Consider the following 20,816-nt stretch of genomic DNA (forward strand, 5'->3'; position numbering starts at 1 on the left):
AAATTTGGAAAGGCTTTTTTGTTAAGATATTGATTTGTAATTATTTAAACAGAGATTATTGATACTGATTGGTAATAATAAATTTAGAGCGTCTATTTTCTTCATGTTTTTTATCGGTACATTTCACTCCGTTTTTACACTCATTAAGTATTTGGGATTCGCCATAACCTATAGCACTCTGTATTCTCTCTGTTGCAATACCTCTAGAAAATAGATAATCTCTGGTTGATTTTGCACGTCTATCAGATAATTTTAAATTGTATTTATCTCTACCGCGACTATCTGTATGAGATTCAACTTTAATAATCATCTTTGGATGTTCTCTCATAACCGCAACAATATTTTCTAATTCATAAGCAGCATCAGGTCTAATATTAGACTTGTCGTAATCAAAATAAATTGGATTAATAACTATTTCGTTATCAATAATTAATGGCTTTAAGTATAAATCAATTGTAGGTTTATCTTCATTTTTAGGTGAGGTTACAAAATCTTTCATATCAGATTTATAAACTACTCTTTCTCCTAAGATGGTGTAGGTTTTATCACAACCAATTTCTTTAAATTCATACTTACCATCTTCTTTAGTAAAAAAAGTTTCAATTACTTTACCATTAACATCTAATAATGATACCATTACTTTATTTAATGGCTCTTTAGTAAGTTCATCATACATAACACCAGACACTAATTGCTTACAATCGTATTTACCAAAACTATATATATCATCTCCTCCTTTTCCACCTTCTCGATTTGAAGAGAAATAACCTGTTTGGGTCTCTGAATCAGTATAATAACAAAAATCATCAAACGGACTGTTATAAGGTGCACCAAGATTTTTAATATACACTTGTGTTGAATCGTTTTCTTTAATTTTTAAAATATTAGATTCAAAAATATCTAGTAACCCTAAATTTAAGTTTCCATCACTAGAAAAATATAATGTTGAATCTTTAGCTACGAACGGAAATTTTTCATTTCCTTCTGTGTTGATATCAGCTCCTAAATTTACAGGTGTTCCGTATGTACCATCTGACTTAATATTAACTTTATATAAATCGGTTTGTCCAAAACCACCTTCCATGTCTGATACAAAATATAATGTTTTATTATCAGGACTTAAAGCAGGTGCACCACATGAGTAAGCATCATTATTAAATGGAAGTTCGACTATATTATCCCAAATATCATCAGATTTACTTGCTTTGTAAATCTTTAAATTGGATGTACCTTCTTTTGAGTATCGACGTTTTTCTTTTTTATTAACGTTATTTCTTGTAAAATATATAGTTTGACCATCATTAGTAATTGTTACTAATCCTTCATGATCATCTTTTGTATTTATTGAAGAATTCAATTTTACAGGTTCTCCAAAACTTTTTTCTTTATTTTTAACTTTAATTTCAGATTGAAAAATATTTAAAAAAGGTTCGTTATTCCATTCATAAAGTTCTTTTTTATTTGTGATAGAATCTTTTACCCAAGTAGAGTATAAGTACAATGTATTATTGTGTTCATAACCTCCAAAATCGGAATAGGCAGTATTTAACGGAAGGTTTTGAATGTCGACATAAACTTTTTCAGTATTCGTCAACTGATTATAATTTTCGATATTAAAATTGTCAATATCTTTAATACGTTTATCTCTCTTATTAGATTCATTAAATGTTCTTAAATAATCATTTGCTAAATCATATTTTTTTTGATTTCTTAAGGTTTGTACATATTTATATATGTACTCTGAGTTTATTTTTGGATACTTATCAATAGCTTTTTTATACCAAAATTCAGCCTTTTCAACTTTACTTGTGTTAAAGTAGCTATCACCAATTCTAGTTAATATATGCTCAGTACTATCTTCTTTTTTTAAAGCTTCTTTGTAAAGTTCTGCAGCTTTTTCGTAGGCATAATCTCTAAAAAAATTATCAGCAACTTTTGTTTGTGCAATAGTAAATTGTACAAAAAAGAATATAAAAAAATATAAAGTTATTTTTAGTTTCATTTTTTAAAAATATCTAGGTGATTTTACACGTTTTGTTGGTTTAAATACCTCAAACATTATTAGTATTTCATGAGTTCCACCAGTGTAAGGTCTTAAATCTGATATATAATGTTCGTAGGCATATCCAATTCTTAATTGTGGTGATACCTGAAAATCTGCAAGAGCACCTAAAGTAGAAGTATCTGAATTATATCTATAACTTCCACCTAACCAAAATGTTTCGTCAAATAATAAATGTGCACTCAAATCAAACGAAATAGGAGCTCCATTTGTAACTTTTACTAGTGTAGAAGGCTTTAATTTAAGATTATCATTTAAATCTAACACATATCCAGCTGTAAAATAATATCCAACACGTTCAATAGCTATATAGTCTATCTCTGGATCTAAATCACTTTCGTTATAATCAGTATTTAAAATTCTAGGTGCAGAAAGTCCCACATACCATTTATTTTGGTGTAAGTAAGCACCAACTCCAATATTAGGATTCCATCTATTTGTAAAATTACTAAAAAATGGATCTGTTGATACTGTTAGGTCATCAAGAAAACCTTCTTGATCAAGATTATAATGTGTAAATCCTGCTTTTAAACCTAAGGCTAATTTTGTTTTTTCTGATACTTGTATTGTATATGAAAAATCTCCATAAGCATAAACAAAATTTTCATAACCTAACTCATCATTAATTACAGATAAACCAAGTCCGACTTTTTCATTTTTAAGAGGTGCGTGAGCAGAAATAGTAGAAGTTGTTGGTGCGCCAGCAAGGCCAACCCATTGACTTCTATGTAATCCAACAATACTAATAGTTTCTCTACTTCCTGCATATGCAGGATTTATAGAGATTGTATTAAACATATATTGCGAAAATTGCGGTAATTGCTGTGCTAATAGTTGTGTACAACTAAACATAATCAATATACCAACAGTATATATATTTACTTTTTTCATTTATCGTTTTATTTAGTTCCTAAATAAAGAGGTCCTGCTAGGGTATCAATTCCACTATCTAATATGTTAACTACGTAATAATATGTTCCGTTTGGTAAACGTCCAGCAGATCCAATAGATCCACTTGGACTTTGTCCACTCCAATCGTTTTGGTAATCTGCAGATTTAAAAACAATATCTCCAAATCTGTTGAAAATTTTAATGTCTATAATATAACCACACTGTTCAAGTCCACCAACTACAAAAGTCTCGTTGTAATTATCTCCATTTGGTGTTACAGCCTTAGATATTTTTAAATCATCTTCACCACAAGGTAATACTATACAATCATCATTAATTGTCAATGTTAACTCGTATGATGTTAAACAAGTGCCATTTGAAGTTGTGTAATTAAATACGTAATCGCCTAATTCTACTTCAAGTGGATCAAATATTCCATCAGTTATTTCTGTATCATCCGTTACTACGTCCCATTCTATTGAGGTATCAGCATCTAGAGGTAAATATTCATATAAATCTATTAACCCATCTAAAGTACATCTTTCTTCATTTAATGGAGTCGTGAAGTTTTCTGTTAACACATTAGTAACATGAGTAATAGTAGTATCATTACCACAATTATCTGTTGCTGTCCATGTCCAAACTAAATCATAGATTTCTTCATCTCCTGTAAACTCTGTTGTTTCATTAAATACAACTGTCATATCTGTAGTAGAACAACCATCTTCAAATACTAATTCTGGTATTTCAGGAATAGTTGAACAAGTGACACTATTTGGTAAATCGATAGTAGATACTAATGAAGGACCTGTAGTATCAATTATTGTTAATGTAGCTGTCAGCGTACTAAAGTTTCCAGAAGTATCAGTTAAAGTATACATAACTTCAATTGTTCCATTTGATCCACAATTTGTTACTAAATTATCAAAATTAAAATCAGAAGTAATTAATACGTTAGCATCACATGAATCTGTAACACAATTTTCAAGAGCAGAAAGATTTGAATTGTTCCAAGTTTCCGCTAATGTTTCGTTATTACTTCCTTCACATTCAATAGTTTCATCTAAAACTTCACAATCAATTGCATTAGGAGCTGTGATATCTTCAATTAGTTCAGTTGTAATTTGGTCTGTATCACTAACATTATTTCCATTCAATAAATCTTCAGCTGAAACGGTTGCAGTATTGATAACTTCAGTTGCATCAATATCTAATTGTGTAATTAAATAAGTTGCTGTATATACCCATGTCTCGGTAGGAGCAAGATGACCATTATTATCAAGATCTCCAGAGACATAAGTTATAGTGACATTTGGAGTCGCATTTTCTAATAGTGGATCAGAAATGATTACATTTTGTAATGAAATAGAACCAGTGTTAGTTATTGTAAAAGTGTAAGATATGGTTTCATCTATTTCACTACATTCGTTTGCATTATCATTATTAAATACACCTGTCTTGACTATATTAATACCAATTGTAGGGTCACAGAAGCTTACTTCTGTATTATCGTGATCTATGATGTAAGTATCGTTATCCGTTATATTAGTATTATCTAAAACGTCATTACCATTAACAGTTACTGTATTAGTAATAGTCCCAGCATCAACATCTGCTTGAGTAACTGTATAATCAGGAGCAGTATAAGTCCAAGTTTCAGTAGGCTGTAAGATGTTATCATTATTAGTATCACCAGTAAGAGTAACATCTGCAGTAATATCACCACCAAGTAATGTATCGTTGATAGTAATAGTATCAATAGATACAGAACCAGTATTGGTAACGGTAAAAGTATAAGTAACTTGACTATCAACTGCTAAACATGTATCACCATTAGCAATAGCAGCAGTTTTAACAACATTGATTCCTGAAGAAGTACAAAGTGTAATTACTGTTGTATTATCAGTATCTACTGTAGTTCCTGATATGTCAGATACAGTAATGTTATCAGTATTTGTTGCTGAAACTGTTGCTTGGTTTTCTACTTGACCTGAATCGATTTGAGTTTGATTTATTGGATAATTTGCAGAATAGACCCAAGTTTCATCTTGTTCTAAAATATTATTTGAATTTATATCACCTGAAACTAAAGTAATAGTTGTATTCGGATTAGAATTTTCGAATAATGGATCAGAAATAATAATGTTCTCTAAAGGAGTATTACCGGTGTTAGTGACAGTAAATGTATAGGTTATAGTTTCATTTGTATTAGAACAATTGTCTTGATTTTCATCATTATATACACCTGTTTTAACGATGTTAATACATGAATTAGTTATCGTAACAGGTAAAGTAATGCTACAATTGTTAGCATCTGTTATTGTTACGTTATAAGTATTTGCTTCTAGGTTAGTTGCTGTAGCTGTATTTTGCGCTAAATTATCATTCCATAAATACTCATATGGTTCAGTACCTCCTTCTACAAATATAGTTGCAGATCCGTTAGAAGAGCCACATATTGTGTTTGTTTGTGAGTTAATACTAGCTGATAACACCGCATCCGGTTGAGTGATAATAACGTTTTGATCAAAAGTACATCCATTAGCATCTAAGACGGTAATAGTATAATTACCTTGCGTTAGATTACTAAACGTTCCATTGTTTTGGTATGTACTTCCAGCATCAATAGAGTAAGAGTAAGGACTAATTCCACCATTACCAACAATAGTTACTTGTCCATTATCACCATTAAAACAATCTACATTAGTTTGCGACTCAATAGTTGCGTTAACGTTAGTATCAGGTTCTAATATAGTAGCAGAGTCAGTAGTGGTACAGCCTTTATCATCAGTAATAATAACGGTATAGGTACCAGCAGGTACATTAATTAAGTCTTCTGTAGTAGAAGCATTAGCATCATCCCACAGGAAAGTATAGTTTCCATTTCCACCATTAACCGCTAAATCTAAAGCACCAGTTTGCTCACCTTTACAAAGTATGTTTGAAACCGCAATAGCCGAACTTAGTTGATTAGGTTCATTAATAGTAATAGTTGTATTGGCAGTACACAGTGTTATTTTATCGGTAACAGTAATTGTGTAATCACCAGCAGGTAAGTTACTAACCGAAGTTGTTGTATTAGTAATAGTATCCCAAGCATAAGTAAAGTCACCAGAGCCACCAGTTACAGTAGCATTAATAGTTCCATTACTTTGACCAAAACATACCGCAGGAGTAGAAGTACCAGTCACAGATAGGTTATTACAAGACCCAGGATTAACGGTTACAGTAACGGTATCAGTACATCCATTAGCGTCAGTAACCGTTACAGTATAGTTTCCAGCACTAAGTCCAGTAATTTGATTAGTATTTTGACCATTAGGCGACCAAGTGTATTGGTAAGGTTGTACACCACCTGTAGCAGTAGCAGTTGCAGTACCGTCACCAGTAGCAGGACCAGATTCATCAGTTGTAACAGCAGTTACATCAAGCACATTACTAGGTTCTGTAATAGATATAGTTTCTTCAACCGCTTGACAAACCGTTCCATCAATGGTCACACTAACAGAATATACACCAGCCGATTGATTATCTAAAGTACTAGAGGTTACACCAGCATTCACTTGACCATTTGACCAAGTAAAAGTAAATGTCGCATTAGGATTAGCATCAGAGCTAGCCGATACAGTAGCAGCACCAGTACTTTCATTAGTACAAAGTACATTGGTTATCGTATCAATATTAATTTCAGCATCACAAGTATTAACACATAGTATAACAATACTTTGCGTGATTTGGCATCCATTAGCATCAGTAATGGTAACAGAGTGAGTTCCTTCTGATAAGTTATTAGCAGTAGCAGTTGTTTGGTTATTAGCAGAAGCACTCCATAGGTAAGTATATCCAGCAGTTCCACCAGATACAATAGCAGTAGCTTGTCCATCATTACAACCTTGAGCAGATGTAGCATCAATTTTAGTAATATTTAAACTAAGTGGAGTAGCAGGTTCAGAAATGGTATCACTTATAGTTGTTGTACATCCATTAGCATCAGTAATGGTTACATTATAAGCACCAGCAATAACATTATTTAAGTCTTGAGTAGTTGTATTATTAGTATCATTCCAGATATAAGAATAAGGCGCAGTACCACCAGTTACAGAGATATCAATACTACCAGTAGCTTCACTATTACATAATACATCAGTGATAGATACTATACTAGCTGATAATATAGGTTGGGTCACTGTTATTGTTTGTGTATGACTTACAGTTAAGTTACACTCATCTGTTGCTATCCATGTTCTAGTTATAGTATAACTACCATCACAAATATTACCAGTTTCAATTTCAGAAAACGATACAACTGCCTCTCCACAGTTATCTGTAGCTGTTACAGTAGGAACGTTTGGTATATTTTCACTAGTTACAGTTATGTCATTTGGTAGCGTACTATCAAAATTAGGAGGAGTAGTGTCTTCAATGGTAATTGTTTGTACATAATTTGAAATTGTACGACCACAAGAATCTGTAAAATTCCATGTATTTGTATAAGTACCAATGGTTGGACAATTTGAACTTGATACGAATGGACCAGAAGTTTTAATTACAGTAAGGCCTGAACATGATGCTTGAGGAAATAAAGCCTGAGCTAAATTTAATGCATTTGTATCATTACATTCAATTGTTCTGTCAAGATCATTTGTATTTGTAATCCATGTGGCTTCTGCAGGCGCATTTACAGTAACAATTGTATTTAAGTTGTTTCCAATATTGCATTCATCTACATCATTGGAACTATTACTGACAAAATCTTTAATATTTAATTCTCCACTGTAATAAGCGACTAGATTGGATTCAAGAATATCAGAACAGTTATTTGTTAAATAATAACATTGATCGTTAATTGTTGTTTGATACTGTAAATCTAAACTTTCACTTGTGTCTAGTAAACCATTATCTATAATAAAGGTTAAGACTCTTGAGTTATTGTCATAATTATAAGTTATGCCAGAAGTTAAACCAGTAATGGGTAATGTTAATTCTGAACCTAGTGGAATAACTGTTGATAAAGAAACATTATTAGCGTTATCATTTCCTATATTAGATATATTTGCTGAATAATTAACTGTTTGAGGAGTGTTACCAGGAGTAATATTAATTGGCGATGCAGTAAAAATGGTTTGTATGATAGGCTCATAAACTTCAACTGAAAAACCTAAAGCAAAAAGACCATAAGTTTCTTGATTAGAGGTTAATCTAAAAGTTGCGGAAGTTTGATTATTGTCAAGTATATTATTTCCATTATTACTCAAAGAAAATACAGAAGCATCAAACCCTAATGTATTTAAACTTGCTGGATTTCTATCTGTAAAGTTATTATTACCTACAGTTATTCTACTATTAAAGAAATTGAAAGTGTTTCTTTGTGGAGCATCAATGTCTACAAAGTTATTAAATGTATTTCGTATTTGTAATCTGTCACCAGATAAAGATCTGTCTCCTTCTAAAGCACCAATTACAATATCTGCTTTAACGCTTCCGTTTGGTACTGTTTGAAAACCAGAGACATCAATATTAAAGTTGTTTTGAGAACTTGTTACGTTTGCATAACCATCAAAAAGTGTAATGTTTCTAGTTTTTAGATTTTCACTTTTATAAACCATTATAATTTGCCAACCTCCAGAGGTACCAGTGTTTGTGTTTTCATGAGAAATTAAAAAGCCGGTTTTAGCCTCAACATTAGCTACTTGAAATTTACCAAATGGATTGCTTAAATTGTTTACACTGTTTGTAATATCTTTAACGCAAACGTATGGGTCATTGTTAATAAGTGGATTTTCATCTCGACCTCTATAAATGACATCATCAGCTGTTATAGTTGTATAACTAGTTTGGCCAGGTAACATTAATTTTACATCATTGTAATTCCAGTTTGGTTGGTTGTCAGTTTGGGTTCCATTAGGTGTATCAGTACCTCTGTCTGCAGCAGCCCAATACAATAGTACTTTTTCAATTTGAAGACATGGATCATTTGGTCTTGGATTAGATAGGTTTGCACTACTGGAATTAAAGGTTGTATTATCGTTGTCTATATCAACATAAACGTTATTGGTAAAAGTATGGTTATCTCCATTACCATTGTAATTTCCAGTAGCTGTCCTAGACAGCATATTATTAGCAATAATTGTTACGTCACCTGTTAAAGTAGAGTTATAACGTGGTGTAAATTGTTTTTTGACTTGAGCTTTAACAGATAAGCCAACCAAAAGGATTACTATAAATAGTAATTGCTCAATAAAATTTATTTTAATTTTTTCCAAAACTTTTATTTTATTATAAATTTTAAGCATTAAAAACAAAATTCATTTATTTTGTATATACCAGCAAGAGACTTGTTAATTACCCTCATAATATAAATATTACTGCGTTAAAATATATTTTAAATTTAATTGCTAAAAAATTTTACAACATAAGGGAGAACCATCACAGGTGTTAATTGTAGTTTATTGTTATTTTTTAGATTTTAGGGATGAAATCAATTAATAGCACAGCAAAAGAAGTATGAAAATTGCTCTGAATCAAATAAATATGTTATAGCACCCAAAAATACGTTAAAATGTATTTTTAAAAAACATTATCGATGAAATATGATTTTAAACGACTATTATGAATAAAAAGATACAATTTATTAGGCATGCTAAATCCTCATGGAAATATGATGTTTCAGATAAGGAACGACCTTTAAAAAAAAGAGGTGTAAATGATGTTGTATTAATGTGTAAACATTTAAAAACTAAAATTTTAAAGCCAGAGGCTATTTTTTCTAGTCCAGCTAATCGGACAAAATTAACCGCAATGTTGTTCGTCGATAACTTAAAGCTCAATTCTATAAAAATTGAGTACAAAAACGAACTTTATGACTTTTCAGGAGAGTCTGTTTTAAGTGTTTTAAAATCTTGTGACAATTCAATTAATACATTAATGCTATTTGGTCATAATTATGCACTAACCAATTTATGTAATTCTTTAGGAGATATAAGCATTGATAATGTAACAACATCAGGATTTGTAGAGATAGAATTTAAACAATCTTCATGGAAAGACATAAAAAACGGAAAAACAACTAAAATTGTATTCCCAAAACATTTAAAATAGCCAATCTATTTAGATATATTTGTAGTAAAATTTGCAAATAAATGACTGATCATATTTTAGACAAAAAGTACATAAATAGAGAGTTAAGTTGGTTACAGTTTAATCATCGTGTTTTGCAAGAAGCTGCAGATGAGACTGTTCCGTTAATAGAGAGACTTCGTTTTTTAGGGATATTTTCTAATAATTTAGACGAATTTTTCAAAGTTAGATATGCTACTGTTAAACGTATAGATTATGCAGGTAAAGCAGGTAAAAGTCAATTAGGAGGTATAAAAGCTTCAGAATTATTAGAGATTATTACCAACATTGTTATCAAGCATCAAACCGAAAGTCTAAAGATTTTAAATGACATTCAAAAAAAATTAGAAGCCGAAAATATTTTCATTCTAAGAGAAAATAAAGTAACAAAAAAACAAAAAGAATACCTTAGAAAATATTTTCTTGATAAAGTTAGTCCTGCACTTGTAACCATAGTATTAAATTCTGAAATCAAACTTCCTAATCTTAAAGATAGTGCAGCTTATCTTGCGGTAAATATGCACATGGAAGGCCAAGATAACCAATATGCTTTGATAGAAATATCAAAAAATATGGATCGTTTTATTGTCTTACCAAAAGATGGTGACACAGATAATATTATCATGTTAGACGATTTGTTAAGGCTATTTTTAGACGATATCTTTAATATTTTTGATTACACTAAAATTACTGCTCATATGATAAAAATCACTCGTGATGCCGAGTTAGATTTAGACAGTGATTTGACTAAAAGTTTCATGGAAAAAATTAGTGATAGTGTAAAAGATAGACAAGAAGGAGAACCAGTACGATTTGTCTATGATAAGACTATAGATAAATCAACGCTTGCCTTTTTAATGGACAAAATGGGAATTGATAATACAGATAGTATAATTCCTGGAGGAAGGTATCATAACCGTAGAGATTATATGGGTTTCCCTAGTTTGGGACGTACAGATTTGTTGTACGATAAGATTGTTCCACTGCCTATAAAAGGATTAAGTCTAGAAGGTAGTATTTTTGAAGCTATAGCACAAAAAGACTATTTGCAATACGCACCTTATCACACGTTTACTTACATTGTAAAATTTTTACGTGAGGCAGCTTTAGATCCTAAAGTTAAAACCATAAAAATTACAATATATAGGTTAGCACAAATATCTCATGTTGCTAGTTCATTAATAAATGCAGCCAAAAACGGAAAAAAAGTTATTGTTTCTATGGAGATACAAGCGCGTTTTGATGAAGAAGCAAATATCGCTTACGCGGAACAAATGCAGCGTGAAGGCATACAGCTAATTTTTGGAGTGCAAGGATTAAAAGTACACAGTAAAATGTGTATGATTGAAAGAGAAGAAGGTAAAAAAATGAAACGTTATGGTTTTATTAGCACAGGAAACTTCAACGAATCTACCGCAAAAATTTACACAGATTATACTTTATTTACAGCAAATCAAAAAATACTAAAAGACGTTAATAAAGTCTTTAACTTTTTTGAAGTAAATTATAAAGTACACCGTTTTAAACACATTATAACATCACCTCATTATACTAAAAACAAGCTTTTTCAATTAATAGATAAAGAAATTAGTAATGTAAAAGATGGAAAACCTGCATACATAAAACTTAAAATGAATAGTATATCTAGCTATCAAATGGTAGATAAACTATATGAAGCAAGTCAAGCAGGAGTAAAAATACAAATGATTGTTAGAGGTATTTGTTGTTTAGTTCCAGGAGTTAAAGGTATCAGCGAAAATATTGAAGTTATCAGTATAGTCGATAAGTTTTTAGAACACACAAGATTATATGTATTTTGTAATAACGACGATCCAAAAGTGTATATCTCATCTGCAGATTGGATGACAAGAAATATAGAAAATAGGGTAGAAGTAAGCTGTCCAATATATGATCAAGAAATTAAAGAAGAATTAATTCATACGTTTCATATTTGTTGGAATGATAATGTTAAAGCTAGAATTTTAAATAAAGCACAAAATAACATTTACAAAAAAAATGAAGCACCTAAACTTAGGTCTCAATTTGAAGCTTATAATTACTTAAAAAATAAATTAGATGCTTAAAATTCAAAAATTTGCAGCAATAGATATAGGTTCAAATGCAGTACGCTTGTTAATATCAAATATTGTAGAAGAAAAAGATAAACCTACACGATTTAAAAAAAGCTCGTTAGTTAGGGTTCCTGTTAGACTTGGTGCAGATGTTTTTGTAAAAGAAGAAATATCAGAAAACAACATCATGCGTATGTTGGATACTATGCAAGCTTTTAAATTATTAATGCAAACACATGGTGTTGTAAAATATAAAGCTTGTGCGACATCTGCAATGCGTGAGGCTAATAATGGTAAAGATTTAGCTAAGTTAATTAAGAAAAAAACAGGACTACAAATAGATATTATTGAAGGAGAGGAAGAAGCAGCAATTATAGCAGCTACAGATTTACAATCTTATATAGATCCTAATAAAATATATTTATATGTTGATGTTGGTGGAGGAAGTACAGAATTTTCTGTAATAGATAAAGGGATAAAAACAGCGTCCAAATCTTTTAAAATAGGTACCGTTCGTCTATTAAACGACATGGTTAAAAAGGATGCTTGGTTAGAATTAGAGCAATGGATAAAAGCAAAAACCTCTAAACACGACAAAATTCAAGTTATTGGTTCTGGAGGAAACATTAATAAAATATTTAAAGTTTCAGGTAAAGCAATGGGTAAACCGTTATCATATTTTTACTTGACTTCATACTATAACATGCTTCAAACGTACTCATACGAAGAGCGTATCTCTACATTGGATTTAAATCAAGATAGAGCAGATGTTATTATTCCTGCAACACGTATATACTTATCAGCAATGAAATGGTGTGGAGCAAAAGATATTTTTGTCCCAAAAATTGGTTTATCAGACGGAATAATTAAAAGTATGTATAATGACACAGTTTCAAGTCATACAAAGTTAAAATAATACACTTTATCTATTTAATAGCTAGTTTTTGTCAAAAAAAATTATATTTACACTTATAACTATTTCAAAAAACTAACCAATTTAACTTATTTCATATGAAAAAAACTATTCTACTTTTTACATTCATGCTAGCCTCTTTTTATGGCTTTTCACAAGATGCTTTATATGGTGTTAGAGCTGGATATACAATCTCTAATTTAGACTTTGATCCAGAAGTACCAGCTGGTATTGAAAATGCACACAGAAATGGTTTTTTTATTGGTTTTTTTGGTGAATATAGTATATCTAAAACCTTTTCTTTTGCTCCAGAAATTCAGTTTTCTGCAGAAGGTGCTAAAGAGCAAAATTTGAGAATTAACTACATTCAAATGCCTTTATTTTTTAAATTTAAAATAGATCAGAGTTTATCTATAGGTGTAGGACCACAAGCTAGTTTAAAAGGACATTCTTACGAAGATGGATTTAAAAACTTTGGATTTTCTGCTTTAGGTGGTTTAGAATATTTAATTACTGACGAAATTTTTATTGACTTTAGATATTCTTACGGTTTAACCAACGTTTTTGATGACAATGATGTTGATTTAGAAGCTAAAAATACTAACATGCAAATTGGTATTGGGTTAAAGTTTTAATCTTAATAATCAAACAAAAAAAGCCAACTATAACTTATAGTTGGCTTCTTTTGTTTGTCAGGTTTAATTAACCATGTATCGTTTCGTTTTTACTTAGGTTTTTCATTATGTCAGCTTCGTAGTCAAGTAAATCATTCCATTTTTGATCCACTTCTTTTCGGTCACCATATTGTCTTGCAAACCCTAAAAACATAGTATAATGGTTAGCTTCACTAACCATTAGTTTTCTGTAAAATTCAGCTAAAGATTTATCTTCTAACTGTTCAGATAACAATCTAAAGCGTTCACAGCTCCTTGCTTCAATTAAAGCAGCATACAATAGTCTGTGTACTAATTGAGTCGTTCTGCTTCCTCCTTTAGGAAAAAACTTTAAGAGTTGTATCACATAATCATCCTTACGATCACGACCTAAAACCCAACCGTTTTTTAAGATTAAATCATGTACCATTTTAAAGTGGCTAATTTCTTCTTTAACCAAAGCAACCATTTCTTGAACCAGATCTGTATATTCAGGAAAACTTACAATTAATGATATTGCTGTACTTGTTGCTTTTTGCTCACAGTAAGCATGGTCTGTCAAAATATCTTCAATATTTTTTTCTACTATATTCACCCAACGTGGATCTGTTGGTAGTTTAAGTCCAAGCATAGTTATTGTTTTTAGATATTTATATTTTTGTAATTAAATACTCACCTTCAGGATCAATAGCAATATTATAAACAGGACAATTGACTGTTCTTGGTATACATGCTGATGCTACAAGATGTAACGTATTAGTGTTTAAGGATTTTATTTCGTCAATATAGACTTGGTTAAGTACATAATCAGTATTAGATAGCGATAAAAAAGCATCATCTAATACATGTTTAAAAATTTGCTTATTATTTTTATAAACTTCAACTTCTGTTATTACTTCCCTAAAATAATGTTTATTAGTAGTAGTTGACGTTTTAAATGTTTGTAACACATTGTTTTCCATGTCAGAATAGTTTTTTATTTTGACAGTATAACCATTGCTTAAAATGGTGTCATTAGTAAACTCAGTATATTCTTCAGGAAAGTACTTTACATTTTCTGTAAAAGACAGTATTAATTCTTTAGCAGCAACTCTATCTAAAGGTTGTTTTTTTGTATGATACCGACCATCACAACTAAATAGTGTAATTATTATTGTAATAATTAAAATGGAGTACTTAATCATAATCTAAACGTCTAAATCAAAAGTTTTTCTTAGTAATTCTAAGTTAGGGTTTTTTTCTTTAAGCTTTTCATATTTTTCAACAGGTGTGTAAGCATATTTTGTCTCTAACTGTTCATCAACAGTAATATCTAAAACTATATCATAGTTTTTAAGATGTTTACGTAAATAAGTCATTAGGTCAAAAGATTGTCGTTCAACCTCTACCTTGTTAGTGGAATTAGGAAAAGTCAACTGAATTGATATACCATCTGCTGCCAGTGTTGGTTTGTCAATAGATAATATAGATGCTAAATTAAATTTCCCTTCTTTTTCAATTTTTGACACAAAAGTATTCCAAACTTCAGTTAAGTCATCTTGATGAAAAGGTTCTCTTGGTAAGTTTTCTTCATCAACAACAACTTCTAATTGTTTAATTTGGTGTTCTTTTTTTGCTCTTATACTTTTTAGTGATAAGCCAGATGTTCTTTTTTTATTAGTTGCAATACCATTTTCTAAAACAATTTTTGGTTTAGATGGAGTAGTAGGTTTTACTGCTTCCGCAGAAACTTTTGCAGTTGTATTTGTGTTACTTACTGTGGCTTCAACTTTTGGTTTAGTAACCTTAACAGGAGTTATTCCTATTTTTTTGAAATATGAAGGCGGAATTATGAACCGACTGCTATTTTTTTTTCTCCATCAAAAGTGATAGAGGCTAATTGCATTAAGGTAAGTTCAACTAGGAGTCGCTGATTTTTACTGCTTTTATATTTCAAATCACACTCATTAGCCAAGTTAATTCCTTTAATTAAAAAGTCTTGACTTGCTTTTTGAGATTGTTCTAAATATTTAGCTTTAGTGTCTTCACCAACTTCAAGTAACTCTATAGTTACTGGGTTTTTACAAACTAATAAGTCTCTAAAATGAGACGCTAAACCTGCAATATAATGATGACCATCAAATCCCTTTGATAAGGTTTTATTAAACTGAATTAATAATTCAGGTATTTTATTTTCTAGGATATTGTCAGTGCTTTCAAAGTAAGTTTCGTAGTCTAAAACATTTAAATTTTCAGTAACAGACTGTCTTGTTAGTTCTTTACCAGAAAAACTAACGACACGATCAAATATGGATAATGCATCACGCATTGCTCCATCTGCTTTCTGAGCAATAATATGTAAAGCATCGTCTTCTGCATTTATACCTTGTTCTGTAGCAATATATTTTAAATAATTTTTAGCGTCTTTAACAGTTATTCGTTTAAAATCAAAAATTTGGCAACGTGATAATATAGTTGGTATTATCTTGTGTTTTTCTGTGGTTGCTAAAATAAAAATACAGTGTTTTGGTGGTTCTTCTAAAGTCTTTAAAAAAGCATTAAAAGCGGATTGAGATAACATGTGTACCTCGTCAATAATATAGACTTTGTATTTACCAACTTGAGGCGGAATACGAACTTGGTCTGTTAGATTTCTGATATCATCAACCGAGTTGTTTGAGGCAGCATCCAGTTCAAAAATATTAAATGCAAAATCCTCGTCTTCAGACTCAGTACCATCACTGTTTATCATCTTAGCTAAAATGCGTGCACAACTAGTTTTACCAACACCACGTGGTCCTGTAAATAGTAAGGCTTGTGCTAAATGATTGTTTTCAATAGCATTTAATAAGGTGTTTGTAATAGCAGATTGCCCAACAACGTCCTTAAAGGTTTGTGGTCTATATTTTCTGGCAGATACTACAAAGTGTTCCAAATTATATCGAATTTTTAAACATCAGTTTGATGCTATAATAATGAATAACAAATTTAAAAAATACCCATTAAACTAAGAAACCTTATCCTTGATTTTATGGATAGTTATTAACAAAACTATAGTTATTGTATTTGTTGAAACTATTTAAAGTTTATTGTATATCAAATGTATTGTTTGTTGTAATTTTGCATTTAGTAAATCGCCTTATCGCTTTAAATTTAGTTTAAAGAGGAAAGTCCGGACACCATAGTGTAATCATAGTGGTTAACAGCCATCCACCGAAAGGTGAGGAAAAGTGCAACAGAAAGTATGTACAGGTCATGCTGTAGTGAAACCAGGTAAACTCTATGAGGTGCAATACCATGTATACTAACGTTTGAGCGTACACGCGCGATTGTTAGAGGGTAGGTAGCTAAAGCGTGTTGGTAACAGCAAGCTCAGATAAATGATAAGGGCTCTTTGTTAAGAGTACAAAATCCGGCTTATAGATTTGCTTAACTATAAAAAAACCATCTAGTAATAGATGGTTTTTTGTTTTATTCTTCTTCGTCGATAGTTTTATTTTCAAAAAAACTAAATACGTTTCCTCCATAACTTTTAGAGTGCGTATAGTTTTGTAATTGTGATAAATCTGTATGTTTAGAATGTTCTACAATTAATAAACCTTCAGTTTCTAATAAATTGTTTTCAAAAATTAAGGTTGGAATTTTCGCAAATTCTTCAACAGGAAAATCATAAGGTGGATCTGCAAATATGATAGTATGTTGTTGTTTACTTTTTTCTAAAAATTTAAACACATCACTTTTAATGGTTTGTATATCCATTTCAAAACTGGTAGCAGTTTCGTTTATAAATTTTATACAACCATAGTCTTGATCTACACATAAAATTTGTTCTGTACCTCTAGAAGCAAACTCATAGCTTATGTTTCCTGTACCAGCAAATAGGTCTAATACCGAAATATCATCAAAATAAAACTGGTTATTTAAAATATTAAATAAGGCTTCCTTTGCCATATCTGTTGTTGGACGTACTGGTAGCTTTTTTGGAGCTGTTATCCTTCTTCCTTTAAATTGTCCTGATACTATGCGCATTATAAGCTTTTTAGTAATGTAAAATGTAAGTGGTTCTGTTTTGGTTTTTCGGTAAAATCTAAATTGTCATTTCTATTTCCAAAAGACACATGTCTAATATATTTATATGAAATTTGATAGATAGGATCTTCCTCTGTAACACTTCCCAAAAACACCACGTTTATAGTTTCTGGATTTAGTTTTAATTGCTCTAGAGTAAATATTAGATAATATATAAAATCTTCTTTTGTATGATACTCAAAAGTATTGTACAATAAAAGTTTTCCTTTTTGTATTGCTATTATCTGAAAATTAGAACTAGAAATATTAACGTATACCTTAGCTTGGTCACTGTGCTTTTCTAAAATTAATAATTTTTCTATTAATATGGTAGAGAAGTGGTTGTAAGTAAATGTACCAAATTGATCAAATATAAAATTGTTTACATTGGTAAAAGGAACATAAACATTAACACTGTCGTTACTAATTATAGTATCAAATGTAATGAAGTCTGTCTTTAAAATTTTGGTGTTAAATTTTAAATAATCAGCTAAAGCGTCTTCTTTAAATAATGGTTTGGGTACTAATGTTGCCCAATCATTAACATGAATAATATTGATGTTATCAAATTTAATTTTTAATAACGCTTCTGTTTTAAAAAGATCTTTAACTGCATCTAGTAACTCAGTAGGTGTTTTTTTTATTTTAAAGTCTTGAGACTTTAAGTGTAAGACAGTATTATTGTCTTTTTTTAAAACACAAAAAGAAAGTCCACTCAAACTAATTTGAATGGACAATTCTAAGTTGCTTGAATTATGTATTGTATTACTCGTTACTGCCATAAGTTTTAGGCCAGTTTCCAAGTGTTTTAAAATCGCTCATTGATCCTACACGTAAAGCATCACCATTAACACCTTCAACAGATATTACTTGATTTTCTTTAAGTCTTAAGTTTTTGTCTTGATCGTATAAGATGTCATCTTTTTTAACATATGCTTCAAAAACAGGAATTTCATTTCCGTTTTCATCTTCTAACATTCCAGCATCCATTGTAAATTTAGTACCTTCTTTTGCTAGTGGTACATTCATCATGGTTTTGTATCTGTCAGTATCTTTAAATAATCTGTCTTTTACTGGTTCATAACCAATAGTGTCAACAATAACTTCGTCTTTAAACATAGTTACACCACCATAAGCTAAAGTTCTTTCTTCATCAACAACACTAGTGTCTCTTCTTTCTACTAATGTAAATTTACCGTTTTCGATAAATCTAATTAATTCGTCATAACTTTTAGTGAATTTTCCAGTAACAGTTCTGTGCGCTAATTGTGCATCTCTAATATCTATTAAACGCTCAATAGCTGCAGCGTAACGTTTTTCTTTAAGTTTATTAAATTCAATTTCGCCATAAACAGAATTAAATGTGATATAACCTAAAAAGATTATAAGTGCCCAAAGCGCTAATGTTAAAAAAGGTTTTGCTTTAGTTGGGATAAATTTGTCAATAAGCCAAACAATCAAAATTGTTAGTAAAATTGCTCCAAGTACAATAAGTGCTAATTTTATCATAGTATTTTATTAAATTTAATTAAGGTCAGTGACAAATCTACAATTTTTTTTTATTCGTTAAAACCATTGTTGGTAAAAATGATTTATATATTTGATAAAAAGTTTACAATTTACACAATTTAATGACTAGTTCTCAATTTTATTCCCTTATAAAACAGCATTTTCCGTTTAATCCAACCACAAAACAAGATATTTTACTTTTACAACTTTCTGAATTTATTTTAAATGATAAAGAAAATGGAGTGTTTTTGTTAAAAGGTTACGCTGGTACTGGTAAAACCACCATTATTGGTACAATTGTAGCAAATTTATGGAAGATCAAAAAAAGTGCAGTTTTGATGGCTCCAACAGGTCGAGCAGCCAAAGTAATCTCTAATTATTCTAAAAAAGAAGCATTTACTATCCATAAAAAAATATATTTCCCTAAAAAGGAAAGAGGAGGAGGTGTAAAGTTTGTTTTGCAACCCAATAAACACAAAAACACCATTTTTATTGTAGATGAAGCTTCTATGATACCGGATTCGCCAAGCGATTCTAAATTATTTGAAAACGGATCATTATTAGATGACTTAATGCAATATGTTTATCAAGGACATAAATGTAAACTGCTTTTAATTGGTGACACTGCTCAGTTGCCTCCAGTTAAATTAGATATTAGTCCAGCTTTAGATGTTAATACGCTTAGTTTAAACTATAATAAGTCTGTGACTAAAATGGAACTTGATGAAGTTGTACGTCAAGGTGAAGATTCTGGTATTCTAGAAAACGCTACCATTTTAAGAGAAGCTATTTCTGACGGATTTTATGACAGCTTTAAATTTAATTTAAAAGCTTTTAAAGATATAGTCAGATTAGTAGATGGTTATGAAATTATGGATGCTATAAATGACTCTTATAGTAGTTTGGGTCATGAAGAAACCAGTATAATTGTTAGAAGTAATAAACGTGCAAACCTATATAATCAACAAATACGTAGTCGTATTTTGTTTAATGAAAACGAGTTATCTGCAGGTGATTACCTAATGGTAGTTAAAAATAATTACTTTTGGATTAAGCCAACAACCGAAGCTGGTTTTATAGCAAATGGTGATATTATTGAAGTTTTAGAAATCTTTAGCATTAAAGAATTATATGGTTTTAGGTTTGCAGAAGTTAAAGTGCGTATGGTTGATTACCCTAAAATGCAACCATTTGAAACCGTTTTAATGTTAGATACCATTGAAGCCGAAACACCATCATTACCATATGAAGAGTCTAACCGATTGTATCAAGAAGTCCAAAAAGATTATGGAGACGAAACCAGTAACTATAAAAAATTCTTAAAAATAAAAGGTAATAACTACTTTAACGCACTTCAAGTTAAATTTAGTTATGCCATAACGTGTCATAAATCACAAGGTGGTCAATGGAATACGGTTTTTATAGAGCAACCTTATCTACCTAACGGAATAGACAAAGACTACCTTAGGTGGCTATATACTGCAATTACTCGTGCAAAAGAAAAACTATATTTAATTGGTTTTAAAGACGAATTTTTTGAAGAAGACCATTAA

At 30.4% G+C, this 20,816-nt stretch carries 13 protein-coding genes, 1 other RNA gene and 1 pseudogene; 6 read left to right on the top strand and 9 right to left on the bottom strand.

Annotation, left to right across the window (positions count from 1 at the left end; all coding sequences use genetic code 11):
* Positions 1-55: 55 nt before the first annotated feature.
* From ITB9_RS01815 to ITB9_RS01825, 3 genes are read right to left on the bottom strand one after another with little or no spacing between them, the layout of a single operon-like run.
* A complete protein-coding gene (locus ITB9_RS01815; protein WP_054850895.1) occupies positions 56-2,002 on the bottom strand; it encodes an OmpA family protein in 1,947 nt (648 codons plus the stop codon).
* A gap of 3 nt (positions 2,003-2,005) precedes the next feature.
* Positions 2,006-2,953 carry a type IX secretion system membrane protein PorP/SprF gene (locus tag ITB9_RS01820; RefSeq protein ID WP_054850896.1) on the bottom strand — a complete coding sequence of 316 codons (948 nt, stop codon included), beginning with the start codon at positions 2,951-2,953 and terminating at the stop codon, positions 2,006-2,008.
* An 8-nt stretch (positions 2,954-2,961) separates the two neighbouring features.
* Entirely contained in the window at positions 2,962-9,216 is a 6,255-nt protein-coding gene (locus tag ITB9_RS01825) for a gliding motility-associated C-terminal domain-containing protein (protein ID WP_187294242.1), read from the bottom strand.
* A gap of 346 nt (positions 9,217-9,562) precedes the next feature.
* On the opposite strand from ITB9_RS01825, the gene ITB9_RS01830 reads away from it, so the two are divergent.
* The 4 genes from ITB9_RS01830 to ITB9_RS01845 all read left to right on the top strand — a co-directional run bounded on the left by ITB9_RS01830 (position 9,563) and on the right by ITB9_RS01845 (position 13,689).
* Positions 9,563-10,051, top strand: a complete 489-nt coding sequence (locus ITB9_RS01830; RefSeq protein ID WP_054850898.1) for a histidine phosphatase family protein — start codon at positions 9,563-9,565, stop codon at positions 10,049-10,051.
* Positions 10,052-10,092: 41 nt separating this feature from the next.
* Positions 10,093-12,153: a polyphosphate kinase 1 gene (gene ppk1, locus ITB9_RS01835; protein WP_054850899.1), complete on the top strand. Its 2,061-nt coding sequence runs from the start codon at positions 10,093-10,095 to the stop codon at positions 12,151-12,153.
* Complete coding sequence (locus ITB9_RS01840) at positions 12,146-13,057, top strand: Ppx/GppA phosphatase family protein (RefSeq protein ID WP_028607489.1); 912 nt, start codon at positions 12,146-12,148, stop codon at positions 13,055-13,057. Before ppk1 ends, ITB9_RS01840 begins: the two co-directional genes overlap by 8 nt.
* Before the next feature lie 95 nt (positions 13,058-13,152).
* Positions 13,153-13,689: a porin family protein gene (locus ITB9_RS01845; protein ID WP_054850900.1), complete on the top strand. Its 537-nt coding sequence runs from the start codon at positions 13,153-13,155 to the stop codon at positions 13,687-13,689.
* A 67-nt stretch (positions 13,690-13,756) separates the two neighbouring features.
* On the opposite strand, the gene ITB9_RS01850 is transcribed toward ITB9_RS01845, so the two are convergent.
* From ITB9_RS01850 to ITB9_RS01860, 3 genes and pseudogenes are all read right to left on the bottom strand, one after another.
* Positions 13,757-14,338 carry a tRNA-(ms[2]io[6]A)-hydroxylase gene (locus ITB9_RS01850; protein WP_054850901.1) on the bottom strand — a complete coding sequence of 194 codons (582 nt, stop codon included), beginning with the start codon at positions 14,336-14,338 and terminating at the stop codon, positions 13,757-13,759.
* A gap of 19 nt (positions 14,339-14,357) precedes the next feature.
* Positions 14,358-14,891: a hypothetical protein gene (locus ITB9_RS01855; RefSeq protein ID WP_054850902.1), complete on the bottom strand. Its 534-nt coding sequence runs from the start codon at positions 14,889-14,891 to the stop codon at positions 14,358-14,360.
* Between the two features lie 3 nt (positions 14,892-14,894).
* Positions 14,895-16,621: pseudogene (locus tag ITB9_RS01860) on the bottom strand (DNA polymerase III subunit gamma/tau).
* Between the two features lie 191 nt (positions 16,622-16,812).
* Here ITB9_RS01860 and rnpB point away from each other — a divergent pair.
* An RNA gene (gene rnpB, locus ITB9_RS02425) (RNase P RNA component class A) lies at positions 16,813-17,122 on the top strand.
* 35 nt (positions 17,123-17,157) lie between these two features.
* Here the strand turns inward: rnpB and rsmD are convergent.
* The 3 genes from rsmD to ITB9_RS01875 are packed head-to-tail and all read right to left on the bottom strand — an operon-like array spanning position 17,158 to position 19,263.
* Positions 17,158-17,715, bottom strand: a complete 558-nt coding sequence (gene rsmD, locus ITB9_RS01865; protein ID WP_054850903.1) for a 16S rRNA (guanine(966)-N(2))-methyltransferase RsmD — start codon at positions 17,713-17,715, stop codon at positions 17,158-17,160.
* Positions 17,715-18,536 (bottom strand): DUF3822 family protein, encoded by an 822-nt coding sequence (locus ITB9_RS01870; protein WP_028607484.1) that lies wholly within the window; start codon positions 18,534-18,536, stop codon positions 17,715-17,717. Before ITB9_RS01870 ends, rsmD begins: the two co-directional genes overlap by 1 nt.
* The gene (locus ITB9_RS01875) at positions 18,520-19,263 is read right to left on the bottom strand and encodes a hypothetical protein (protein ID WP_028289860.1); all 744 of its coding nucleotides are present in this window, start codon (positions 19,261-19,263) and stop codon (positions 18,520-18,522) included. The genes ITB9_RS01870 and ITB9_RS01875 overlap by 17 nt, the downstream gene beginning before the upstream one ends.
* A gap of 122 nt (positions 19,264-19,385) precedes the next feature.
* On the opposite strand from ITB9_RS01875, the gene ITB9_RS01880 reads away from it, so the two are divergent.
* On the top strand, positions 19,386-20,816 hold the full coding sequence (locus ITB9_RS01880; protein ID WP_054850904.1) for an ATP-dependent RecD-like DNA helicase: 1,431 nt from the start codon (positions 19,386-19,388) through the stop codon (positions 20,814-20,816).

The organism is Olleya sp. ITB9, assembly GCF_001315805.1.
Lineage (GTDB): Bacteria > Bacteroidota > Bacteroidia > Flavobacteriales > Flavobacteriaceae > Olleya > Olleya sediminilitoris.

Coding starts and splice junctions, on each gene's coding strand:
- ITB9_RS01830 (WP_054850898.1), top strand. CDS start 9,563: ATGAATAAAAAGATACAATTTATTAGGCATGCTAAATCCTCATGGAAA.
- ppk1 (WP_054850899.1), top strand. CDS start 10,093: ATGACTGATCATATTTTAGACAAAAAGTACATAAATAGAGAGTTAAGT.
- ITB9_RS01855 (WP_054850902.1), bottom strand. CDS start 14,891: ATGATTAAGTACTCCATTTTAATTATTACAATAATAATTACACTATTT.
- ITB9_RS01870 (WP_028607484.1), bottom strand. CDS start 18,536: ATGGCAGTAACGAGTAATACAATACATAATTCAAGCAACTTAGAATTG.
- ITB9_RS01880 (WP_054850904.1), top strand. CDS start 19,386: ATGACTAGTTCTCAATTTTATTCCCTTATAAAACAGCATTTTCCGTTT.
- ITB9_RS01845 (WP_054850900.1), top strand. CDS start 13,153: ATGAAAAAAACTATTCTACTTTTTACATTCATGCTAGCCTCTTTTTAT.
- ITB9_RS01875 (WP_028289860.1), bottom strand. CDS start 19,263: ATGATAAAATTAGCACTTATTGTACTTGGAGCAATTTTACTAACAATT.
- ITB9_RS01820 (WP_054850896.1), bottom strand. CDS start 2,953: ATGAAAAAAGTAAATATATATACTGTTGGTATATTGATTATGTTTAGT.
- ITB9_RS01850 (WP_054850901.1), bottom strand. CDS start 14,338: ATGCTTGGACTTAAACTACCAACAGATCCACGTTGGGTGAATATAGTA.
- ITB9_RS01840 (WP_028607489.1), top strand. CDS start 12,146: ATGCTTAAAATTCAAAAATTTGCAGCAATAGATATAGGTTCAAATGCA.
- ITB9_RS01815 (WP_054850895.1), bottom strand. CDS start 2,002: ATGAAACTAAAAATAACTTTATATTTTTTTATATTCTTTTTTGTACAA.
- rsmD (WP_054850903.1), bottom strand. CDS start 17,715: ATGCGCATAGTATCAGGACAATTTAAAGGAAGAAGGATAACAGCTCCA.